The 20,248-nt window shown below is 69.9% G+C and carries 14 protein-coding genes; 8 read left to right on the forward strand and 6 right to left on the reverse strand.

Translation table 11 applies throughout. From position 1 onward, the window contains the following. The first annotated feature begins 35 nt into the window (after nt 1-35). Nucleotides 36-752: an HAD family hydrolase gene (locus FHR32_RS20835; protein ID WP_184756622.1), complete on the forward strand. Its 717-nt coding sequence runs from the start codon at nt 36-38 to the stop codon at nt 750-752. 18 nt (nt 753-770) lie between these two features. On the opposite strand, the gene FHR32_RS20840 is transcribed toward FHR32_RS20835, so the two are convergent. Together FHR32_RS20840 and FHR32_RS20845 are read right to left on the reverse strand one after the other, a co-directional pair. Further along, nucleotides 771-2,198, reverse strand: a complete 1,428-nt coding sequence (locus tag FHR32_RS20840; RefSeq protein ID WP_184755827.1) for a pyridoxal phosphate-dependent decarboxylase family protein — start codon at nt 2,196-2,198, stop codon at nt 771-773. Between the two features lie 60 nt (nt 2,199-2,258). Continuing rightward, on the reverse strand, nt 2,259-3,785 hold the full coding sequence (locus tag FHR32_RS20845; protein ID WP_184755828.1) for a penicillin-binding transpeptidase domain-containing protein: 1,527 nt from the start codon (nt 3,783-3,785) through the stop codon (nt 2,259-2,261). Between the two features lie 109 nt (nt 3,786-3,894). On the opposite strand from FHR32_RS20845, the gene FHR32_RS20850 reads away from it, so the two are divergent. The 3 genes from FHR32_RS20850 (at nt 3,895) to FHR32_RS20860 (ending at nt 7,688) form a co-directional block, all read left to right on the forward strand. Beyond that, nucleotides 3,895-4,815 (forward strand): LysR family transcriptional regulator, encoded by a 921-nt coding sequence (locus FHR32_RS20850; protein WP_184755829.1) that lies wholly within the window; start codon nt 3,895-3,897, stop codon nt 4,813-4,815. Then, nucleotides 4,812-5,663 (forward strand): serine hydrolase, encoded by an 852-nt coding sequence (locus tag FHR32_RS20855; protein WP_184755830.1) that lies wholly within the window; start codon nt 4,812-4,814, stop codon nt 5,661-5,663. The genes FHR32_RS20850 and FHR32_RS20855 overlap by 4 nt, the downstream gene beginning before the upstream one ends. Before the next feature lie 72 nt (nt 5,664-5,735). Beyond that, the gene (locus FHR32_RS20860) at nt 5,736-7,688 is read left to right on the forward strand and encodes an acetoacetate--CoA ligase (protein WP_184755831.1); all 1,953 of its coding nucleotides are present in this window, start codon (nt 5,736-5,738) and stop codon (nt 7,686-7,688) included. A gap of 82 nt (nt 7,689-7,770) precedes the next feature. On the opposite strand, the gene FHR32_RS20865 is transcribed toward FHR32_RS20860, so the two are convergent. After that, nucleotides 7,771-8,412 carry a GNAT family N-acetyltransferase gene (locus FHR32_RS20865; RefSeq protein WP_184755832.1) on the reverse strand — a complete coding sequence of 214 codons (642 nt, stop codon included), beginning with the start codon at nt 8,410-8,412 and terminating at the stop codon, nt 7,771-7,773. A gap of 90 nt (nt 8,413-8,502) precedes the next feature. Continuing rightward, nucleotides 8,503-9,921, reverse strand: a complete 1,419-nt coding sequence (locus FHR32_RS20870; protein WP_221465485.1) for an FAD-binding oxidoreductase — start codon at nt 9,919-9,921, stop codon at nt 8,503-8,505. A 920-nt stretch (nt 9,922-10,841) separates the two neighbouring features. Here FHR32_RS20870 and FHR32_RS20875 point away from each other — a divergent pair. Then, nucleotides 10,842-15,719: an NAD-glutamate dehydrogenase gene (locus FHR32_RS20875; protein ID WP_184755834.1), complete on the forward strand. Its 4,878-nt coding sequence runs from the start codon at nt 10,842-10,844 to the stop codon at nt 15,717-15,719. A gap of 109 nt (nt 15,720-15,828) precedes the next feature. Here FHR32_RS20875 and FHR32_RS20880 read toward each other — a convergent pair whose 3' ends face one another. After that, nucleotides 15,829-16,842 (reverse strand): DUF8094 domain-containing protein, encoded by a 1,014-nt coding sequence (locus FHR32_RS20880; RefSeq protein ID WP_184755835.1) that lies wholly within the window; start codon nt 16,840-16,842, stop codon nt 15,829-15,831. 128 nt (nt 16,843-16,970) lie between these two features. On the opposite strand from FHR32_RS20880, the gene prfB reads away from it, so the two are divergent. Continuing rightward, a complete protein-coding gene (gene prfB / locus FHR32_RS20885) occupies nt 16,971-18,086 on the forward strand; it encodes a peptide chain release factor 2 (RefSeq protein ID WP_184755836.1) in 1,116 nt (371 codons plus the stop codon). Nucleotides 18,087-18,178: 92 nt separating this feature from the next. On the opposite strand, the gene FHR32_RS20890 is transcribed toward prfB, so the two are convergent. Further along, nucleotides 18,179-18,370: a hypothetical protein gene (locus FHR32_RS20890; RefSeq protein ID WP_184755837.1), complete on the reverse strand. Its 192-nt coding sequence runs from the start codon at nt 18,368-18,370 to the stop codon at nt 18,179-18,181. 235 nt (nt 18,371-18,605) lie between these two features. Between FHR32_RS20890 and ftsE the strand changes: the two genes are divergently transcribed. Beyond that, a complete protein-coding gene (ftsE, locus tag FHR32_RS20895) occupies nt 18,606-19,295 on the forward strand; it encodes a cell division ATP-binding protein FtsE (protein ID WP_012888192.1) in 690 nt (229 codons plus the stop codon). Nucleotides 19,296-19,326: 31 nt separating this feature from the next. Next, nucleotides 19,327-20,232 carry a permease-like cell division protein FtsX gene (gene ftsX, locus FHR32_RS20900; protein WP_184755838.1) on the forward strand — a complete coding sequence of 302 codons (906 nt, stop codon included), beginning with the start codon at nt 19,327-19,329 and terminating at the stop codon, nt 20,230-20,232. The last annotated feature ends 16 nt before the right edge of the window (nt 20,233-20,248 follow it).

The following is a 20,248-nucleotide window of genomic DNA, read 5'->3' on the forward strand; positions in this document are numbered from 1 at the left end:
ACCCTGGGCATCCGCACCCATTCTGGGAGGCCCCGATTAGCCGTCTCGTTCTCTGGAACGTCGACCTCACGCTGGTTGACGTGTCCATCGTCACCCGCGAGGCATACGCGGAGGCCTTCCGCCGGGTCACCGGGCGCCCCCTGGTCAAGCTGACCCAGCACAACGGCCGCCCGGACTCGGAGATCGTCTTCGAGATGCTCGCCATCAACGGGATCGTCGCCGAGGACGCCCATCTTCCGAAGTTCCTGGACGCGCTCGCCGAGACCTTCGGCGCCCGGCGCAAGCGCCTGGCCAAGGACGGCCGGATGATGTCCGGAGCGGCGGACGCGCTGAAGGCCGTGGCGAAGCTCGACGGCGTGGTCCAGTCGGTGCTCACCGGCACGATCAAGAGCAACGCCGTGCACAAGCTGGCGGCCTTCGGCCTGGACAGGCACGTGGACTTCGAGGTCGGCGGTTACGGCGAGGAGGTCTACCCCAAGGCCACCCTGCTGCAGGTCGCACAGGGCAGAGCGCGGCAGAAGTACGGCGGGACCTTCGACGGACACAACACCGTGATGATCGGTGACTCGGCCAGGGACGTCCAGGCCGCCAGGATCGCCGGAGCCGCGATGATCGCCGTCGCCACCGGCCGCTCCCTCCCCGCCGAGCTCCACGAGGCGGGAGCGGATCTGGTCCTGCCCGACCTGTCCAACCCGTCGGAGGTCGTCGCCGCCGTGGCCGGGCTCACCTCGCCCGCCCGCAGAGCCGGCTAGACCCCCGGGGGCGTGGGTTCATCGAGTACGGCGGGCGGCTATCTCCTGGACGACCGAGGCCAGGAGATCGATGTCGGCCTCGGTGGTGCGCCAGTTGAGGATGGCCGGGCGCAGAGCCGTCATGCCCCGGTAGGTGGTGGTCCCGGCGTAGACCCGGCCGTCGGCGATCAGCTCCTCGCCGATCCATCTGTTCAGCTCGTTCAGATCCTCCTCGGGGACGCCCGGCGGGCGGTAGCGGAAGCAGACCACGCAGAGCCGGACCGGAGCGAGCAACTCCAGGTCGGGGGCCTCCTCGACGATCCGGCCCAGTCGCAGGGCCAGATCGTGGTGGCGTTCGACCATCTCCCGGTGCCCCTGCCTGCCGTACGCCCGCAGGGTCGCCCAGACGGGCAGCGCCCGCGCCCGCCGGGATGACTCCGGGCCGAGGCAGTTGTAGTTGACGTGCGGGTCGTCCTCGGTGGGGAGGTAGGCCGCGCCCCACGGGCCGAAGGTCCGGCCCATGATCTCCTGATCGCGGACGAACGCGAACCCGCTCTCGTAGGGGACGTTGAGCCACTTGTGCCCGTCCGCGGTCACCGAGTGCGCCCGCTCCACGCCCTTGACCAGGTGGGAAAGGCGGGGCGAGGCCGCCGCGAACAGCCCGAAGGCCCCGTCCACGTGCAGCCAGGCGCCGTGCCGTGCGGCCAGGTCCGCCAGGTCGTCGATGGGATCGAAGTCACCGGTGTTCACCTCGCCCGCGTTTCCGACAATCACCGCCGGGCCGTCGATCCGTTCGAGTTCCCGCTCCATGGCGTCCAGATCGACCCGTCCCGCCTCGTCCCGGGCGAAGATCCGGGCGCCGTCCCGGCCGCAGCCGAGCATCAACAGCGCCTTGCGGCTGCTCGGGTGGATGTAGCCTCCGGCCAGCACCGGCATCCGCGGCAGACCGGCGAGCCCGTCGGCCGCCACGTCGACGCCGTGGCTCTCGCCCCACCACTGCCGCGCGCACGCCAGCCCGGTGAGGTTGGCGAAGGTCGCGCTCGGAGTCAGCACACCGCCGTAGGACTGCGGCAGCCCGAACAGGTCCTTCAGCCATCGGAGTACGACGGTCTCCGCCCGGGCGGCGAACGGCGAGGTCAGCCAGAGCCCGCCGGCCTGGTCCAGCAGCGAGGTCACCCAGTCGCCCGCCTGGGCCGCCGGGGTCGAGCCGCCGACGATGAAATGGAAGAAACGCGGCCCCGAGGAGTGCGTCGCCGCCTCGGTCCCGACGTGCAGCAGCCGTCCGACGCTGTCCAGGGTGCCTTCGCCGTGTTCGGGCAGCGGGCCGTCGAGCAGGTCGAGCAGGCCGTCGGCGCCGCGGTCGTGGACCAGACGGTCACCGAGCGAGTCGAGGTAGGGTCCGGCGGCCTTGGCGACCATGTCCAGCGCTGCCGTGACCTGGCCGCGCTCATTCAAAGGATCACTCATCCCTCAGCAGAACACATCCGGCCGCCTCCCCGCCAGCCCCCTTTTCGATCTTCGGCCGCCTTAGGGTGCCGCCGTGAGCCCGGTGAGGAACCGGCTCGCGACGGGTGCGGCCACCGCGGCGCCCGTGCCGCCGCCCTCCACGATCACCGAGAACGCCAGGTCGCCCCGGTAGCCGATGAACCAGGAGTGCGTCGGAGGCTCCTTGCCGGAGCCGAACTCGGCGGTTCCGGTCTTGCCCGCCGTGCCCGGGGGAAAGGAGACCGCGCTCGCCGTGCCCTCCACCACCACCGCGGGCATCAGCGTGCGCAGCGCCTGTACCACCGCGGGCTCCAGCTTCCTCGGCTGGGCCGCGGGGAGCAGGTCCGCGTCCACCAGCCGGGGCGGGCGCCAGGAGCCGTCGGCGATCGCCGCGGCGACGGTGGCCATGTTCAGCGGGCTCGTCAGGACACGGCCCTGGCCGATCGAGGCCGACGCCAGGTCGGTGTCGTCCTTCGGATCGGGGAACCGCGCCCGTACGGCGGGCACCCCGGGATCCACCGGCCCCCCGAACCCGAAGCTCGCCGCCACCGAGGCCAGCCGCCTCCCGCCGAGCCGGTCCACGCTCAGCTTCCCGAACGTGGTGTTGCACGAGTGCGCGAACGCCTCGCGCAACGCGATCGTGCCGTAGTCCTCGAACCCGGCGTTGTGGAACGGGAAGCCCCCGATGTTCTGCTCGGCGGGGCAGGGCACCCGCTCACCCGCGGTCATGCCGTCGGCGATCAGGGCCGAGGCCGTGACCACCTTGAAGGTCGAGCCCGGAGGGTAGTGGCCGAGCAGCGCCCGGTTGAACCCGCCGGGCTTGTTGGCCACGGCCAGGATCTCGCCGGTCGAGGGCCGGAGCGCGACCAGGGAGGCGGGCTTGTCCACCTTCTCCAGGGCCGCGGCGGCGGCCCGATGGACACCCAGGTCGATCGTGGTCCGCAGCTCCCTGCCCGCCTCCGCCTTGGCGGTGGCGAGCGTGGCGACCTGCTCCGTCCCCCGCACCAGGTCCACCCGTGCGGAGGAGGTGCCGGTGAGGCGGGAGGCGTACTTCTCCTTCAGCCCCTCGACGAGCTGCTGCACCGAGCCCGGAGTGTCGGCGGTGTCGATGCGGGTCCCGTCGGAGGACAGGATCGGCGCCTGCTCCGCCTTGACCAGCACGGTCTTGAGACGCAGGCCGGGCTTGAGCCGCGGGTTGACCGCCGCGGGGCTCCACTTCACCCGCCAGGTCCGCTCGTGCTCGACCAGGGCCAGCGAACCGTCGTAGGCCCAGTCCACCGGTCCGTCCAGCGTCGCGTGGAAGGAGACCTTGGAATCGGTGCTCCCGGTGATCTTGAAGGTGGCCCCCGACAGCTTCAGATCGGTCCGGAACCGCTGGTACCAGCGGTCGAAGTCGCGCGGTGGCTCGACCGTGAGCGCCCGCATCGCGGGGTAGTCCTGCCTGGTCCAGGCGGCCAGGAACTCCTGGGCCGTCTCCTCCGCCGACCCCTGGGTGCGCAGCGCCCAGGCGCCCACCCCGATCACGACGACCGGCACCAGCGCGGCCGCCACCAGGTATTTCCGTTTCATGAATCGTCCCCCTCTGTCCTCGCGGACCGAGGAGACCAGAGAAACAACCTTGATGTCCAATATTGATATACATGTCCGTTTGATACGAAAGCGGATATAGTCCCTGTTCATGGACCTCGTGCGGCACCTGCGCTACTTCACGGTCGTCGCCGAAGAGCTGCACTTCGGCAACGCGGCGGTCCGGCTCGGCATGGCCCAGCCGCCGCTCAGCCAGCGCATCCGGCGGCTGGAGGAGGAGCTCGGCGTGCGGCTGTTCGACCGCTCCAGCAGGCAGGTCCGGCTGACCGAGCAGGGGCGGGCGCTGCTGCCCGAGGCCCGCGAGATCGTCGCCCGGGTGGACCGCCTCCGTGACCTGGCCGGGCGGGGGGAGGGCGCGGTGCTGCGCGTGGGGGTCACGCCCGACCTGGGCTCCTCGGTGATCGCGGCGTTGATCGCCGGATTCCGCGAACACGTGCCCGAGGTACGGCCGGCACCCGTCGAGATGTGGAGCGCCGACCAGGTCATCGCCCTCACCGACGGCACCCTGGACGTGGGCCTGCTCCGCCACCCGGTGGCCGCCCCCGGGCTGAGCTTCGGCCCGATGCTCGTCCAGCGCCCCGGCGTGGTGCTGGCGGAGACCGACCCGCTCGCGGACCTGTCGTCGGTGCACCTGGCCGACCTGGCGGGCAGGCAGCTCGTGCTCTTCCCCCGGGAGCCGGGCCTGCACGAGGAGACGCTCGCCGAGTGCCGCCACCACGGGTTCGTCCCGGAGGAGGTGCACGAGGCGCAGACCCTCGGGCTGGTCCTGGCCGGTGCGGCCGTCGCCTTCGGGCCTCGGGTGGAGCTGCCCGGCCTGCGGTGGAGGCCGCTGCTGGGGAGCCCGCTGGCCTGGCGGATCTCCACGGCCTGGCGGGGCCAGACCGCGGACGCTGCCGTAGCCTTCGGGGCGGTGGCCGTACGAGTGCTGAAGGAGAGAGTCGGAATGACGGACGACGGTACGGCCCCGGTACGGCGGGTGCGCGCCAGGCCCGCCTCTGGATTCCTGGCATGACCGACCTTGGCGGGCTGTTCCGCGCGGCCGGGGTGACCGGGTTCCTGCACGCGGTGGACCTGGACACCGGGGCCGAGGTCGGCCACGACGCCGACGAACCCGTGGTCCTGGCCTCGGTGTTCAAGATGGCGCTGCTGGTGGAGTTCTACCGGCAGGTGGACGAGGGGCGGCTGGACGCGGCCGAGCGGGTCACGGTCATGGCGGACCGCCACACCCCCGGAGCCACCGGAGTCTCGGCGATGGCCGACGACGTGACGATGTCCCTGCGCGACCTGGCCTACCTGATGATCGCGGTGAGCGACAACACCGCCGCCGACGCGTTGATCGGCAGGGTCGGCCTGCCGGCGGTCAACGCCATGCTCGCCGCCATGGGGCTGGAGGAGACCTGGGTCGAGCACGACTGCCAGGACCTGTTCTCCAGCATCGTCGAGGACGCCGGGCAGCGGGAGATGCCCACCGACCCCGCCGTGATAGCCCGGCTCCGGGCGCTCGACCCGGCGCGCACCAGCCGGAGCACCCCCCGCGACATGACACGGCTGCTCGGCATGATCTGGCGCGACGAGGCGGCCTCGGCCGGATCATGCGCCTCGATACGCAGGCTGCTCGGCCTGCAGGTCTGGCCGCACCGGCTCGCCGCCGGATTCCCCTACGACGACGTCGCGGTCAGCGGTAAGACCGGCACGCTGCCCACGCTCCGCAACGAGGTCGGCGTGGTGGAGTATCCCGACGGCGGGCGCTACGCCGTCGCCGTCTTCACCCGGTCGCACGGCACGGCGCAGAACCAGCCCCGCGCCGACGCGGTGATCGGCACCGCGGCGCGGGCCGCCGTGGAACGGATACGTGGCTGATCCACACCATCCGGCCCGAGGTTGTGAACAGCCGAGGGTGACATTCCGGCGGACCGCCGAGAAGATGGGGCCATGGTTGAGGAAGGTGCGTTGCTCTGGGAACCCACCCCGGAGGTCGTGAGAGACGCCAAGATCACCCGCTACATGGCATGGCTCGGCCGGTCCGGTGACTACGCGTCCCTGTGGCAGTGGTCGGTGGACGCCCCGGCCGAGTTCTGGACATCGATCTGGGACTATTTCGAGGTCGTGGGTGAGCGTGGTGACGGGCCCGTCATATCTGGGACGATGCCCACAGCCGAATGGTTCACCGGATCGACGCTGAACTACGCGGCCAACGCGCTGCGCAGGGCCGCCTCCGACCCCGACCGGCCCGCGATGATCTTCCGCGACGAGACGGGCGGGCGGCGGACGCTCACCCTGGGAGAGCTGGCCGAGGAGGTCGCCCGGGTCCGCACCGGCCTGGCCGGGCTGGGCGTCGGACGGGGAGACCGGGTCGCCGCGTACGCGCCGAACGTGCCCGAGACCCTGGTCGCCTTCCTCGCCACCGCCTCCCTGGGCGCCATCTGGTCCTCCTGCTCCCCGGACTTCGGCGCGCCCAGCGTGATCGACCGCTTCACCCAGATCGAGCCGAAGGTGCTCATCGCGGTGGACGGCTACGACTACAACGGCAGGCGGTTCGACCGTGCCGAGGTCGTCCGGGACATCGCCGCCAAGCTGCCGACCCTGGTCGCACAGGTGCGGATGTCATCGACGGACACCGGCGCACCCGGTGCGGAGCAGGCCCCGTCCGGGGGCGCCGTCCACACCCTGAGCTGGGCGGAGTTGCGCGGCTCCGCGGGGCCGCTGACCTTCGAGCCGGTGTCCTTCGGCCACCCCCTCTGGATCGTCTACTCCTCCGGCACCACCGGGCTGCCCAAGCCGATCGTGCACGGCCACGGTGGCGTGGTGCTGGAGCACCTCAAGGCGCTCTCCTTCCACCAGGACCTGGGAGAGGAGGATGTGTTCTTCTGGTACACCACGACCGGCTGGATGATGTGGAACTACCTCATCGGCGGCCTGCTGGTCGGTGCGACGGTGGTTCTCTACGACGGCTCGGCCACCCACCCGGGGACCGACACGCTGTGGCGGCTGGCCGCCGAGGAGAAGGTCACCTACTTCGGCACCGGTGCGCCGTACATCGTCGCCTCCATGAAGGCGGGTCTGCGGCCCGGCGGGCTCACGGCGCTGCGCGGCCTCGGCTCCACCGGCTCGCCGCTGCCCCCCGAGGGGTTCGCCTGGGTGCACGACGCGCTGCCGGAGGTCCAGCTCGGCTCGTTCTCCGGCGGCACCGACGTCTGCACCGGCTTCGTCGGCGCGGTCCCGCTGCTCCCGGTCCGCGCGGGAGTCATCCCGTGCCGCTGCCTGGGGGCCAGGGTCGAGTCCTTCGACCCGTCGGGCACGCCGGTGGTCGGGGAGGTCGGTGAGCTGGTGGTGACCGCGCCGATGCCGTCGATGCCGGTCATGTTCTGGAACGACGCCGGCGGGTCGAGATACCGGGAGAGCTACTTCGCCGACTACCCCGGAGTCTGGCGGCACGGCGACTGGATCAAGATCCTTCCCGACGGCGGCTCGGTGATCTACGGCCGCTCCGACTCCACCCTCAACCGGGGCGGCGTCCGGATGGGCACCAGCGAGTTCTACCGCGTGGTGGAGCGCTTCGACGAGATCGCCGACAGCCTGGTCATCGACACCGGCCAGCTCGGCCAGGACGGGCGCCTGCTGCTCTACGTCACCATGGCCGAAGGCGCCACCCTGTCGGATGAGTTGATCATGGGCCTGCGACGCGCCCTGCGGGAGGGGCTGTCCCCCCGGCACGTGCCGAACGAGATCATCGTGGTCCCCGGGATCCCGCGCACCCTCAGCGGCAAGAAGCTGGAGGTCCCGGTCCGCAAGATCCTCCTCGGCGTCCCTCCCGAGAAGGCCGCCAACCTCGACGCCATGGCCAACCCCGAGGTCCTGTCCCACTTCACCCCGATGACGCGGTGACCTGGTCCGCCGGACCAGGGTCGGCCAGACCTCGGTCCGGCGGATCGCCGTATGCCCGTCGTGCGGCTCCCGCTGGACCTTCCTACGCTGTACGGCTGACGCCGAAGAGCGGGAGGCAGGGTTCGAGGTCGTGGATCTCGAACCCCGCCGGGGTGCTCCAGCGGTCGCGGGGCAGGCGGAGGCGGCGGAGCTGGGCGGCTTTGCCCCGGCGGTTGTGGATCTGGATGCCGTCGTCGAGGTAGCCGAGCTTGCGGGAGACCGCGTAGGAGGCGTGGTTGTCGGCGAAGGCACCCGAGGTGGCGTGCTGGGCGCCGAGGCCGTCGAAGGCCAGGTGGAGCACGGCGGAGCGCATCTCGGTGCCGATGCCCCGCCCCTGGAAGCGCTGCCCGATCCACGAGCCGGTGGAGACCTCGCGGGTCACCGCGAAGTCGGTGGCGGCCAGCTCCTGGGTGCCGACGACCTGGCCGTCGAGGACGGCGACGAACGAGCAGCCCCACTTCTCCGGTGACCATTGGGACCACTGACCGAACTGGAACTGGATGGTGGAACGCGCCCGCCCGGCCGGCTCGGCATCGGTCCAGGGGAAGAGGAAGGGCTTGAAGCCCGGGTCGTGAACGCCCTCGGCGGCACGGTCGCCGAGCTCGTCCAGGTCATCGAGGGACGGGATCCGGAGCTCCAGACGCGGGGTGGTCACCCGCAGCCGGAAGATGGGCCAGTTACGCATGCTTCGATCCTGCCGACCCGGGCGTGCGGAGGTCCACCCGATTACCGCCGGGACGCCCTCCGGGGGAGGGCCTCACCCCGGGGGGCGGTCTCAGATCCCCTGGGGGAGGCGGAAGAGGCGGCCCGGGTCGCGGGCGGCCTTGATGCGGGCGAGCCGGCCGGCGTTCGCCCCGTAGTAGGCGGCGCGCCAGCCGTCGAGCTCGGCGTCGATGTAGTTCACATAGGCGTGGTCGCCGAAGTGGGGACGCATCCGGGCGTGCGCGGCCCTGGCCCAGGCCGCCGCCCCGGCGCGGTGGGCGTAGTACTGCACGCTGAAGAGGGCGGCCCGGTGCGGGAAGGCGGTGGCGTCCGGGCGGACCCGGCTGACGGCGCCGCCGAGGGCGTCCAGCAGCACGGTGTGGTTGCCCGGCCGGGCGACCTCGGCGACCAGCGTCTTGGCGCCGGCCTCCGACAGCGGCCGGTAGGCCATGTGCGACTTGGCCGCGAAGGTGTCCCGGGACAGCCTGCCGTCGGTGGTCTGGCCGGGCAGGGAACCGGCCTGGTGGCACTGGGAGACCGACAGCGTGGAGCAGCCCGCCATGATCATCATGGCCTGGCGGTAGGAGGTCTGCCGGACGGAGCTGGCGGAGACCGCGCCGATCCGGTCGGTCAGCCGGTCCAGCAGCCGCTCGCAGCCCGACCTGCCTCCCAGGTAGAGGCCGACGATCTGCGCGTCCATCCCGCCGTCGCGGCTCAGGTGCATCGTGGACCACAGCTCGTCGGGTGCGGAGGGCGCCCACGCCTGCCAGGCTCGGACCGCCTTGGCGGCCTTGGCCCACGGCCAGTGCAGGAAGAACACCGTGACCTCGCGCGTGGGGTGGGTCCGGAAGCCGAAGGAGACCGCCACGCCCAGGTTGCCGCCGCCCCCGCCGCGTGAGGCCCAGTAGAGGTCGGGGTTGTGGTCGGCGTCGCAGGTCAGCAGCCGGCCGTCGGCCGTGACGATCTGGACGGACTCCATCACGTCGCAGGTCAGGCCATACTTCCTGGACACCACGCCGATCCCGCCGCCCAGTGCCAGCCCGCTCACCCCCACCGTGGGGCAGCTCCCGGCCGGGATGCCGACCCCGTCGGCGCCCAGCCTGTCGTAGACGTCGACGAGCTTGGCGCCGGCCCCGACGGTCGCCCGGCCGGACGCGTGGCTCACCCTGTTCATCCGGGAGACGTCGACGACCAGGCCGGTGCCGGTGGACCATCCGGCGTAGGAGTGCCCACCCGACCGTACGGCCAGCGGCACGTTCATCCGGCGGGCGAACCCGACGCACTCGGCCACGTCGGAGGGGTTGGCGCAGTAGGCCACGCCCGCGGGCCGTACCGCGTCGAAGGCGGGGTTGAACAGGCGGCGGGCGGTGTCGTAGGTGGCGTCGCCTGGGCGGACGAGCCTGCCGTCCAGCCCTCCCGCCAGGGCGTTCCAGTCCGATCGGGAGGGGACGGCCGTTGCGGGCAGCCCGGCTCCCAGGGTCAGGGCGGCCATGCCGCCGATCCGAAGGAATGTCCGCCTGTCCGGAGTGGGCTGCATGATCGTCTTCCCGAGGTTTCCGACTTCTCGCCTGTTGAGACGGCCGTCCGGCCAACCTGGTTGGTCACATTCGCATCACTTCGCGGGACGGGGGTCTGACGCCTCTCGTCCTCCGTGGCTCTCCCGCCGCCGAGTGGGTGTCTGCGCGGTCCGGCCGTTCATCGGCGGCCCCGGTGAGCGATGAGCGGCGGAAAACGGGCAAGTCTCCGACGGTTTCCGCCGCGACCCCTACGATTGACGAGGGGGAGGGGACCCCGGTCTCCGGAACCGGATGAGATCCCGGCCCCGTGCGCCGCCGGTTGGGGCCGTCCCGGTATGTTCGGGGTGAGAAGACCGCCACGTTGACGTTTTACGTATTTTCGGGTGGTATCAAGGGCGGCGGCATGCTTCGGTCAACGGGGATCGAGGCAGGTGCCCGCTGGAGGTGTCGTGCCACGGGCCATGCCCGGTGAGCGGAGTGACGTGAGCTGTCTGGGCCGCCCGAGGAGTGCCGGTGATATCGGCACCGTCCGGCGACGTCGCTGCTCCTGTGGGCTCACCACGTGGGATGCTGTTCCCGTCGCCCTCTCCCGGCGAGGATCCGCCGTCTCCGACCAGGAGACCTCCGGTTCCGCGCCGACGATGGCCGGGCATCGCGGGTCCCATGACGATCCGTGGCGACCGGCCGAGGACGGGCTCATCCATGACGAGGCCGCGGACCTGGCACACGACCGAACCGCGGATCGGAACCGAGCCGGGTGCGTGTGGTCCGTCGGGGATGCCGTGTCTCCCGGAGCGCCCGCTCCAGTACTACTTCCCCTTTCTCTGGGAACAACGGACTTGGTCCTAGATCCCTATCAATGTGCAAAAACCCCTCACAAAGGAGTGAGAGCGACATGCCGCTCGACGAGGCGAAGGACGAGCTGCTCAGGAGTGCCGCGGAGATGTGCGCGCACACACCGGGCAGCGATCACCTGGGTGTTGAGGAGGCGCTCGCCTATCTCAGGTTCTACTACCGGCATGTCGCGCCAGAAGACCTGCTGAACCGCAACCCGGTCGACGTGTACGGCCCGGCCATGGCTCAGCGGCAGCTCGCCGAGAACCGCCCCCAGGGCCGCGCCCTGGTGCGGGCCTACACGCCGAGTCTGGAGGAACACGGCTGGGATCCCGGATCCTCGGTCATCGAGGTGGTCACCGACGACATGTCCTTCCTGGTCGACTCGGTGACGATGGAGCTCGACCGGCACCACATCGGCACCCAGCTCGTCGTCCACCCCCAGATGCGGGTGCGCAGGGACATGACCGGCAGGCTGCTCCACGGGGCCGGGGACGACGTCACCGGGCAGACGCTCGTCGAGTCCTGGATGCACTTCGAGATCGACCGGCAGGCCGACTCCGCCGCGCTCAGGGGGCTCGAAACCGATCTGCAGCGGGTCCTGGGGGATGTGCGCTACGCCGTCGAGGACTCCGTCAAGATGCGGGCCCTCGCCCTGCAGACCGCGGAGGACGTGTCGGTCAGCCCGCCGCCGCTGGACCTGGCGGGCGTCGAGGACAGCCTGGAGCTGATGCGCTGGCTGGCCGATGGGCACTTCACCTTCCTCGGCTACCGTGAGTACCGCCTGGAGGAGGGCGAGGAGGGCGCCGCGCTGCGCCCGGTGCCCGGGACCGGGCTGGGGATCCTCCGCCACGACAAGGCGGGCTCCGACAGCTTCGCCGCGCTCTCCCCGGAGCTGCGTGCCAAGGCCCGTGAGAAGCAGCAGATGCTGATCGTCACCAAGGCCAACACCCGCGCCACCGTGTACCGCCCGACCTACCTGGACTACGTGGGCGTGAAGCTCTTCGACGCCGAGGGCGAGGTGGTCGGCGAGCGGCGTTTCCTCGGTCTGCTCACCCACGTGGCCTACAGCGAGTCGATCTCCCGCATCCCGGTGCTCCGGCGCAAGCTGGCCGAGGTCCTCGAACTGGCCGGGCTGGCCCCCGACAGCCACGACGGCAAGGACCTGATCGAGATCCTGGAGACCTTCCCCCGGGACGAGCTCTTCCAGACCTCGGTGGAACAGCTCCTGCCGATCGCGCTCGGCGTGCTCAGGCTCCGCGAGCGCAAGCAGGTCAAGGTCTTCCTGCGTCCGGACGACTACGGCCGCTACGTCTCGTGCCTGATCTACCTGCCGCGTGACCGTTACACCACCAAGATCCGCGTCAAGATGCAGGAGATCCTGCTCAAGGCACTCGGCGGAACCTCCTACGACTACAGCGCGATGATCGGGGAGTCGGCCCTCGCCCGGCTGCACGTGGTCGTGCGGAGCGAGCGGGGCAAGCCGCTGGACTCCGACGCGGTCAACGTGGAGGAGCTGGAGGGCAGGCTGGCCGGCGCCACCCGGTCCTGGGACGACGACCTGGCCACCGCCATCGCCGAGCTGAGCTCCGAGGAGGAGGCGCCCCGGCTCATCCGCCGGTACGCCATGGCGTTCCCCGAGGGCTACAAGGCCGACTTCCCGGCCCGGATGGCGGTCGCCGACCTGCGCCGCCTGGAGTTGCTCGCCGGCTCCTCCGACGAGATCGGGATGAACCTCTACGAGCCCTACGAGGCCCTGGACGGCGAGCGCCGGTTCAAGCTCTACCGGATCGGCGCGCCCATCTCGCTGTCGCACGTGCTGCCGCTGCTCCAGCGGATGGGCGTCGAGGTGGTCGACGAGCGGCCGTACGAGATCGACCGTGACAACGACCCGAACACCAAGGACGCCTGGATCTACGACTTCGGCCTGCGTTACACCCCTTCGGGGGAGGTGGACAGGGACGAGTTCAAGCGGCTGTTCCAGGACGCGTTCGGCGCGCTCTGGCGCGGCCGGGTGGAGAGCGACGGGTTCAACGGGCTCGTCCTGGCCGCCGGGCTGACCTGGGAGCAGGCCGAGATCCTGCGGGTCTACGCCAAGTATCTGCGGCAGGCCGGCACCACGTTCAGCCAGGACTACATCGAGCGGGTGCTGCTCGGCAACGTACGGCTCGCGCGGCTGCTGGTGCGGCTGTTCGAGGCCAGGCTCGACCCCCGGCGCTCGGAGGAGGTCCGCTCGGAGCTGCAGGAGGCGATGCAGGAGGAGATCCTCGGCGCGCTGGACGAAGTGGCGTCCCTGGACGAGGACCGGATCCTGCGGGCCTACCTGGAGATGATCAAGGCGACGCTCCGGACCAACTACTTCCAGAGGGTGGACGGCGAGCGCAAGCCGTACATCAGCCTGAAGTTCGACTCCCCGTCGATCAGTGTGCTGCCGCTGCCCCGGCCGAAGTTCGAGGTCTTCGTCTACTCGCCCCGGGTCGAGGGCGTGCACCTGCGCTTCGGCAAGGTCGCGCGAGGCGGCCTGCGCTGGTCGGACCGGATGGAGGACTTCCGTACGGAGGTTCTCGGGCTGGTGAAGGCGCAGATGGTGAAGAACACCGTCATCGTCCCCACCGGTTCCAAGGGTGGCTTCGTCGCGAAAAATCCGCCGAAGTCGGGTGCGCGGGAGGATGTGCTCGCCGAGGGCATCGCCTGCTACCGGATGTTCATCTCCGGCCTGCTGGACATCACCGACAACCTCGTCGACGGCCAGGTGGTCCCGCCCGCCGACGTGGTCAGGCACGACGGGGACGACACCTACCTGGTGGTCGCCGCCGACAAGGGCACCGCGACGTTCTCCGACATCGCCAACGACGTGGCGAAGAAGTACGGCTTCTGGCTGGGCGACGCCTTCGCCTCGGGCGGCTCGATCGGCTACGACCACAAGGGCATGGGCATCACCGCCCGCGGCGCCTGGGAGTCGGTCAAGTACCACTTCCGCACGACCGGCGTGGACATCCAGACCACGGACTTCACGGTGGTCGGCGTCGGCGACATGTCCGGCGACGTGTTCGGCAACGGCATGCGGCTCTCCCAGCACATCAGGCTGCTCGCCGCCTTCGACCACCGGCACATCTTCGTCGACCCCGCCCCGGACGCCGCGCGCAGCTACGCCGAGCGCGCCCGGCTGTTCGCGCTGCCCCGCAGCTCGTGGGCCGACTACGACACCTCGCTCATCACCCAGGGCGGCGGCGTCTGGCCGCGGACGGCCAAGTCGATCCCGATCTCCCCGCAGATGCGCGCCGCGCTCGGCATCGCCGACGGCGTGATCTCGATGGCCCCCAACGACCTGATCAGCGCCATCCTGCGGGCCCCCGTCGACCTGCTGTGGAACGGGGGCATCGGCACCTACGCCAAGGCGTCGAGCGAGTCCAACATCGACGTCGGCGACAAGGCCAACGACGGCCTGCGGGTCAACGCCTCCGAGCTGCGCTGCAAGGTGATCGGCGAGGGCGGCAACCTGGGCTTCACCCAGCTGGCGCGGATCGAGTTCGCGCTCAGCGGCGGGCTCGTCAACACCGACTTCATCGACAACACCGCGGGTGTGGACACCTCCGACCACGAGGTGAACATCAAGGTCCTGCTGGACCGGGCGGTCCGCGACGGCGAGCTCACCGACAAGCAGCGCAACCAGCTCCTCCTCGCCATGACCGACGAGGTCGGGCAGCTCGTCCTGCGGGACAACTACGACCAGAACGTGGTGCTGGCCGCCGCCCGCGCGCAGGCGCCCGAGATGCTGCACGTCCACTCGCGCCAGCTCCGCAAGCTGGAACGGGCCGGACTGGTCAACCGGGAGCTGGAGTTCCTGCCCTCGGACAAGGCGCTCGCCGAGCGGCGCCAGGCCGGGCTCGGGCTGACCGCACCGGAGTTCTCGGTGCTGCTGGCCTACACCAAGCTGGTGGTGGACGCCGAGATCCTCGGCTCCGACCTGCCCGACGACCCCTACCTGGCGTCCTGGCTGGTGTCCTACTTCCCGACGGCGCTGCGCGAGCGTTTCCGCGACTACATGGACGCCCATCCGCTCCGCCGGGAGATCATCACCACCGGCGTGGTGAACGACCTGGTCAACTCCAGCGGAACCACCTTCATGTTCCGTCTCGGAGAGGAGAGCGGCGCGTCCACCCCGGACATCGCCCGCGCCTACCTCGTCACGCGTGAGGTCTTCGACCTGCCCAGTTTCTGGCGGCAGATCGAGGAGCTGGACAACAAGGTGGACACCTCAACTCAGATCGCCATGGAGCTGGAGGCCCGCAAGCTGGCCGAGCGCGGCACCCGCTGGCTGCTCGGCAACCGCCGCGCGCCGCTGGACCTGGCCTCCACGGTGAGCTTCTTCGCCAAGGGCATGAACGGCATGCTGGCGGACGTGCCCAAGCTGCTGACCGGCTCCGACCTGGTGGCGTTCGAGGAGCGCCGGGACGGGTTCATCGCCCGGGGCGTGCCCGCCGAGCTGGCCGAGCGGGTCTCCGCGATGGTCCCGGCCTACTCCACGTTCGACCTGGTGGAGGTTGCCTTCTACACCGGCAGGCCGGTGAGCGAGGTGGCCGAGGTCTACTTCGACCTGGCCGACCGGCTCCAGCTCTCCGGGCTCCGGGAGCGCATCATCGCCCTGCCCAGGGACAACCGGTGGAACTCCATGGCCAGGGCCGCGCTCCGCGACGACCTCTACGCCGCGCACGCCACGCTCACCCGTGACGTCATGCTGCACAGCACGCCGGGACTGTCGCCCGAGGAGCGCCTGGCGCACTGGGCCGAGGCCAACTCGGCGGCGATGAGCCGGGCCAGGCAGACCCTGTCGGAGATCTGGGAGAGCGACAACTTCGACCTTGCCACGCTCTCGGTGGCGCTGCGTGCGATCCGCACGCTGGTGACCGCCACCAACCTGCCGCCCAGCGAGGCCTGACCGGCATCCCGGCGGTCCGGGCCCCGTCCGAGGGGCCCGGACCGCCGGGACACCCGGGCCATGGCCGTTCCGGCCGCCTCACGGACGTCCGCGCCCGCGAGAGCCCCCCTCAGGAGACGAACAGCTTGGTGATGCCGCCCAGGTAACCGATGACCCTGGCCGGCCTGTGGCTGTCCCTCGCCGGGACGGTGCTCACGTACAGCTGCGTCTCGACGGTGCGGAGCTGCTTCCTGGCGGAACTCGCCCCCGCCAGCTTCCGATTCTTCGCCGGCACCCGGATCTCCGTCGCGCAGGGCTCGATCGCGGTCGTCACGGTGGTGGTCCTGATCAGCGAGTATGTGACCATGGCCCCGCCGTCGACGGTGCGCAGCGCGTGGATCGGGTAGCTGCCCGCGGCGAAGATCGAGTCGTAGTCCATGCACTGGTCATGCCGGTAGTCCATCCGCTTGGCCGCGATCTCGTCGGCGTAGCCGGTGGTGTGCGGGCCCTTCGCGACCAGCCCGGCCGTGAACCCCCGGCCGCCCTCCTCCGCCGAGGTCGCGTGGAGCGGGGCCATGAGCCGGGGGCTGATCGCGATGGTCCTGTCCTCGGAACTCAGCGCGGTGGCGTAGCCCTGCGGATCCTTGGCGATCTCCGGTGCACGCTCCCCCGGCTCCAGCAGGGAGGTGGAGCTGAGGGACCACCTCTCCTCACCATATTTGATCAAGATCAGTACGGCGGTGCGGGTGTCACCCGCCTCGTCCCTGCGGTTCACGATCGCGGCGAACCAGAGAGGGCCGCGCTGCGTCCGGGGGACCAGCACCTGCGGACTGCCCCAGGTGTAGTGGGGGAGCGCGCTCGTCGGGTCGTTGAGGGCGACCGTCGTCAGGGCCTCCTGCCCGTCGCGGCTCTGCTGCCGCATGTTCCTGACGTCGGCGTCCTGGCGCGGCATGGCGCGGCTCAGCACCTCCTGCGCGCCCAGGACACCCGCCAGCTCCTTCCGTGCCTCCGCGAGCGTGACCGGGGGCTCGGCCAGAGCGGCGGGGGAGGGGGTGGGGCCGGCGGCCGGGGGCCTCTGCTCTGTCGCTCCGCCGCCGGAGCCCGAGCACGCCGCGGTCATGGTCACCAGGGTCAGGACGAGCACGAGCAGACTCCGTCGCCCACGTCCCCGCACGTCCGCCTCCCGATGGTCTCCTCCCGCGCCCATGCTAGCCATGGCCCGGGTGCGAGCCGTACACAACGGGGTTCGGCGGTCGCGTACCCTTTACAGACGTGGCACTCATCGACCCGGCAGAAGAGATCACCGAGCTTACCGGCACGCTGAACAGCATTCAGGACGTGCTCGACGTCGACGCGATACGCAAGCAGCTCGAAGAGCTCGGTGAGCAGGCCGCCGCGCCCGACCTGTGGAACGACCAGGAGCAGGCTCAGAAGGTCACGAGCAAGCTCTCCTACCTGCAGGGTGAGATCAACAGGATCGAGTCCCTGAGCCGGCGGCTCGAGGATCTGAGCGTGCTGTACGAACTCGCCGCCGCCGAGGACGACGAGGACACCCGCGAGGAGGCCGACCGCGAGCTGGCGACCCTGAAGGGCGACATCGGCGCCCTGGAGGTCCGCACCCTGCTCTCGGGCGAGTACGACGCGCGGGAGGCGGTCGTCACGATCCAGTCCCAGGCCGGTGGCGTGGACGCCGCCGACTGGGCGCAGATGCTCCAGCGGATGTATCTGCGGTGGGCCGAGCGCAAGGGCTACCCGGCCGAGGTCTACGAGACCTCCTACGCCGAGGAGGCCGGGATCAAGTCGACGACCTTCACCGTGAAGGCGCCCTACGCCTACGGCACGCTCCGCGGCGAGCACGGCACGCACCGGCTGGTCCGCATCAGCCCGTTCGACAACCAGGGCCGCCGCCAGACCTCCTTCGCCGGTGTCGACGTCGTGCCGGTCGTGGAGACGACCGACCACATCGACATCAACGAAGACGACCTGCGCGTCGACGTCTACCGGTCCTCCGGCCCCGGCGGCCAGGGCGTCAACACCACCGACTCGGCGGTCCGCCTGACCCACCTGCCCACCGGCATCGTGGTCTCCTGCCAGAACGAGCGCTCCCAGCTGCAGAACAAGGCGACCGCGATGGCGGTTCTGCAGTCCAAGCTTCTGGAGCGCAAGCGGCAGGAGGAGGCCGCGGCGCTGAACGAGATCCGGGGCGAGTCCACCACCTCGTGGGGCACCCAGATCCGCAACTACGTGCTGCACCCCTACCAGATCGTCAAGGATCTGCGGACGGGGACCGAGGCGGGCAACCCCAGCGCGGTCCTCGACGGCGACCTCGACGAGTTCATCGAGTCGGAGATCCGCTGGACCCGCCGCCAGGAGTCGGGCGCCGAGTAGCGACGTGTGGCGCCGAGGGGGCGTGAGGGTGCCTCTGACGCCCCCGGGTGCCCTTCGGGGACCCTTCTTGAGGTCTTCTGCCGCCGGGCGCCTCAGGCGCCCGTGAGGTGTCTCAGGGCAAGGGTGAGGAAGAAGAGCGCGATCAGGGCGAGAGAGATCAGCGCGGGGGTCATCCCGCCCGGTCCGTGGTGGTGCATCCGCTCCCGGTTGGCGCGGCACAGTGGGCAGCGGCCCTCCGCGACAGGGTGAGCACACCCCGCGCAGACGAGGTCTTCACAGCTCATGATGTCCTCCCTCTTCGAGGTCAGAACTACTTTATGTGGTCATTGCCGTGCGCCGAATCGTTTTGTTTCCGTTATGGACTTTCCATGCCAGTCTTCCCCCTAGACTGGGCTCCGGCCAACCGGAACGTCGATCACAGGTAAAGATCGGCGCCCCCCGGCCGGCGAGAGGCGGAAGTGGACCTCTGTCCCTCCCGCGACCGTCCTACCCCCTAGACTGGCATGCCGTGATGCGCCCGTGATCCATTTTGATAATGTCACCAAGGTCTACGCGAACCAGAACCGCCCCGCGTTGGACCACGTCAGCGTTGATGTCGACAAGGGCGAGTTCGTGTTCCTCGTCGGCCCCTCGGGCTCCGGAAAGTCGACTTTTCTCCGCCTGGTCCTGAAGGAGGAGCGCCCCAACTCGGGAGCGATCCATGTGGCCGGCAAGGATCTCGCCCGACTGTCCAATTTCAAGATCCCACACCTGCGCCGCCGGATCGGCTGCGTCTTCCAGGACTTCCGGCTCCTGCCGAACAAGAACGTGTACGAGAACGTCGCGTTCGCCCTGGAGGTCATCGGCAAACCCCGGCGGTTCATCCGCAAGGTCGTGCCCGAGGTCGTCGAGCTCGTCGGCCTGGAGGGCAAGGCTCACCGGATGCCCGACGAGCTGTCCGGTGGCGAGCAGCAGCGAGTCGCGATGGCCCGCGCCTTCGTCAACCGGCCTATGATCCTGCTTGCTGACGAGCCGACCGGAAACATCGACCCGGCGACGAGCATCGGCATCATGAAAGTGCTCGACCGGATCAACCGGACCGGCACCACCGTCGTCATGGCCACGCACGATGCGGCCATCGTCGACTCCATGCGCAAGCGCGTAGTGGAACTGGAGGACGGAAAGATCGTCCGAGACCAGTCGCGTGGCGTGTACGGCCAGGCGTACTGACACCAGGACCAGAGACAGCGACAGGAAGAGCATGCGGGCAAACTTCATCTTCTCCGAGGTCTGGATCGGCCTCCGCCGTAACCTCACGATGACCATCGCGGTCATCGTGACCGTGGCCATCGGCATGGCGCTGCTGGGTGTGGGTCTGATGATCAACTCTCAGATCTCCAGCATGAAGGACTACTGGTCGGACAAGGTCGAGGTCTCGGTCTTCCTGTGCAAGAAGGACGACCCCTTCCCACAGTGCAAGGGCAGCGGTGGCGTCAACGCCCAGGAGCAGGCCGCGCTCAAGGCGCAGATCGAGGCGATGCCCCAGGTCCAGGGCGTGGAGTTCGAGAACGCGGCCATGGCCTACAAGAACTACAAGGAGCAGTTCAAGAACGACACCGTGATGCTCTCCGCGATCCAGGTGGAGGACATGCCGGAGTCGTTCCGGGTCAAGCTCAAGGATCCCAACACCTACGAGGCGGTGATCTCGGCGCTCAACGGCGCCAAAGGGGTCTCCAACGTGGTGAACCAGAAGGCGATCCTGGAGAAGTTCTTCGGACTGCTGGAGAGCCTCGGCTGGGCGGCTCTGGTGATCGCGATCATCCTGGTCTTCGCCGCCGCGCTGCTGATCGGCAACACGGTCCGGCTGTCGGCCTACAACCGCAGACGTGAGACCGGCATCATGCGGCTGGTCGGGGCCTCCAACCTCTACATCCAGCTCCCGTTCGTGATGGAGGGGGTCATCGCCGGTCTTCTCGGCGGTGTGGTGGCGGCGATGCTGTTGATCGTCAGCAAGGTGTTCCTCTTCGACAAGGTGCAGGCCTACCTCGCCAACAGCGAGCTCACCTGGGAGACCGTGGCGACGGTGATCACCTTTACGATGATCATCGGTGTGCTCATCTGTGTCCTCGCCTCGTTCGTCACGCTCCGCCGCTACCTGCGGGTGTGACGCGGCCGTGTCCATG

Origin of the sequence: Streptosporangium album, assembly GCF_014203795.1 — a bacterium.
Classification (GTDB): domain Bacteria; phylum Actinomycetota; class Actinomycetes; order Streptosporangiales; family Streptosporangiaceae; genus Streptosporangium; species Streptosporangium album.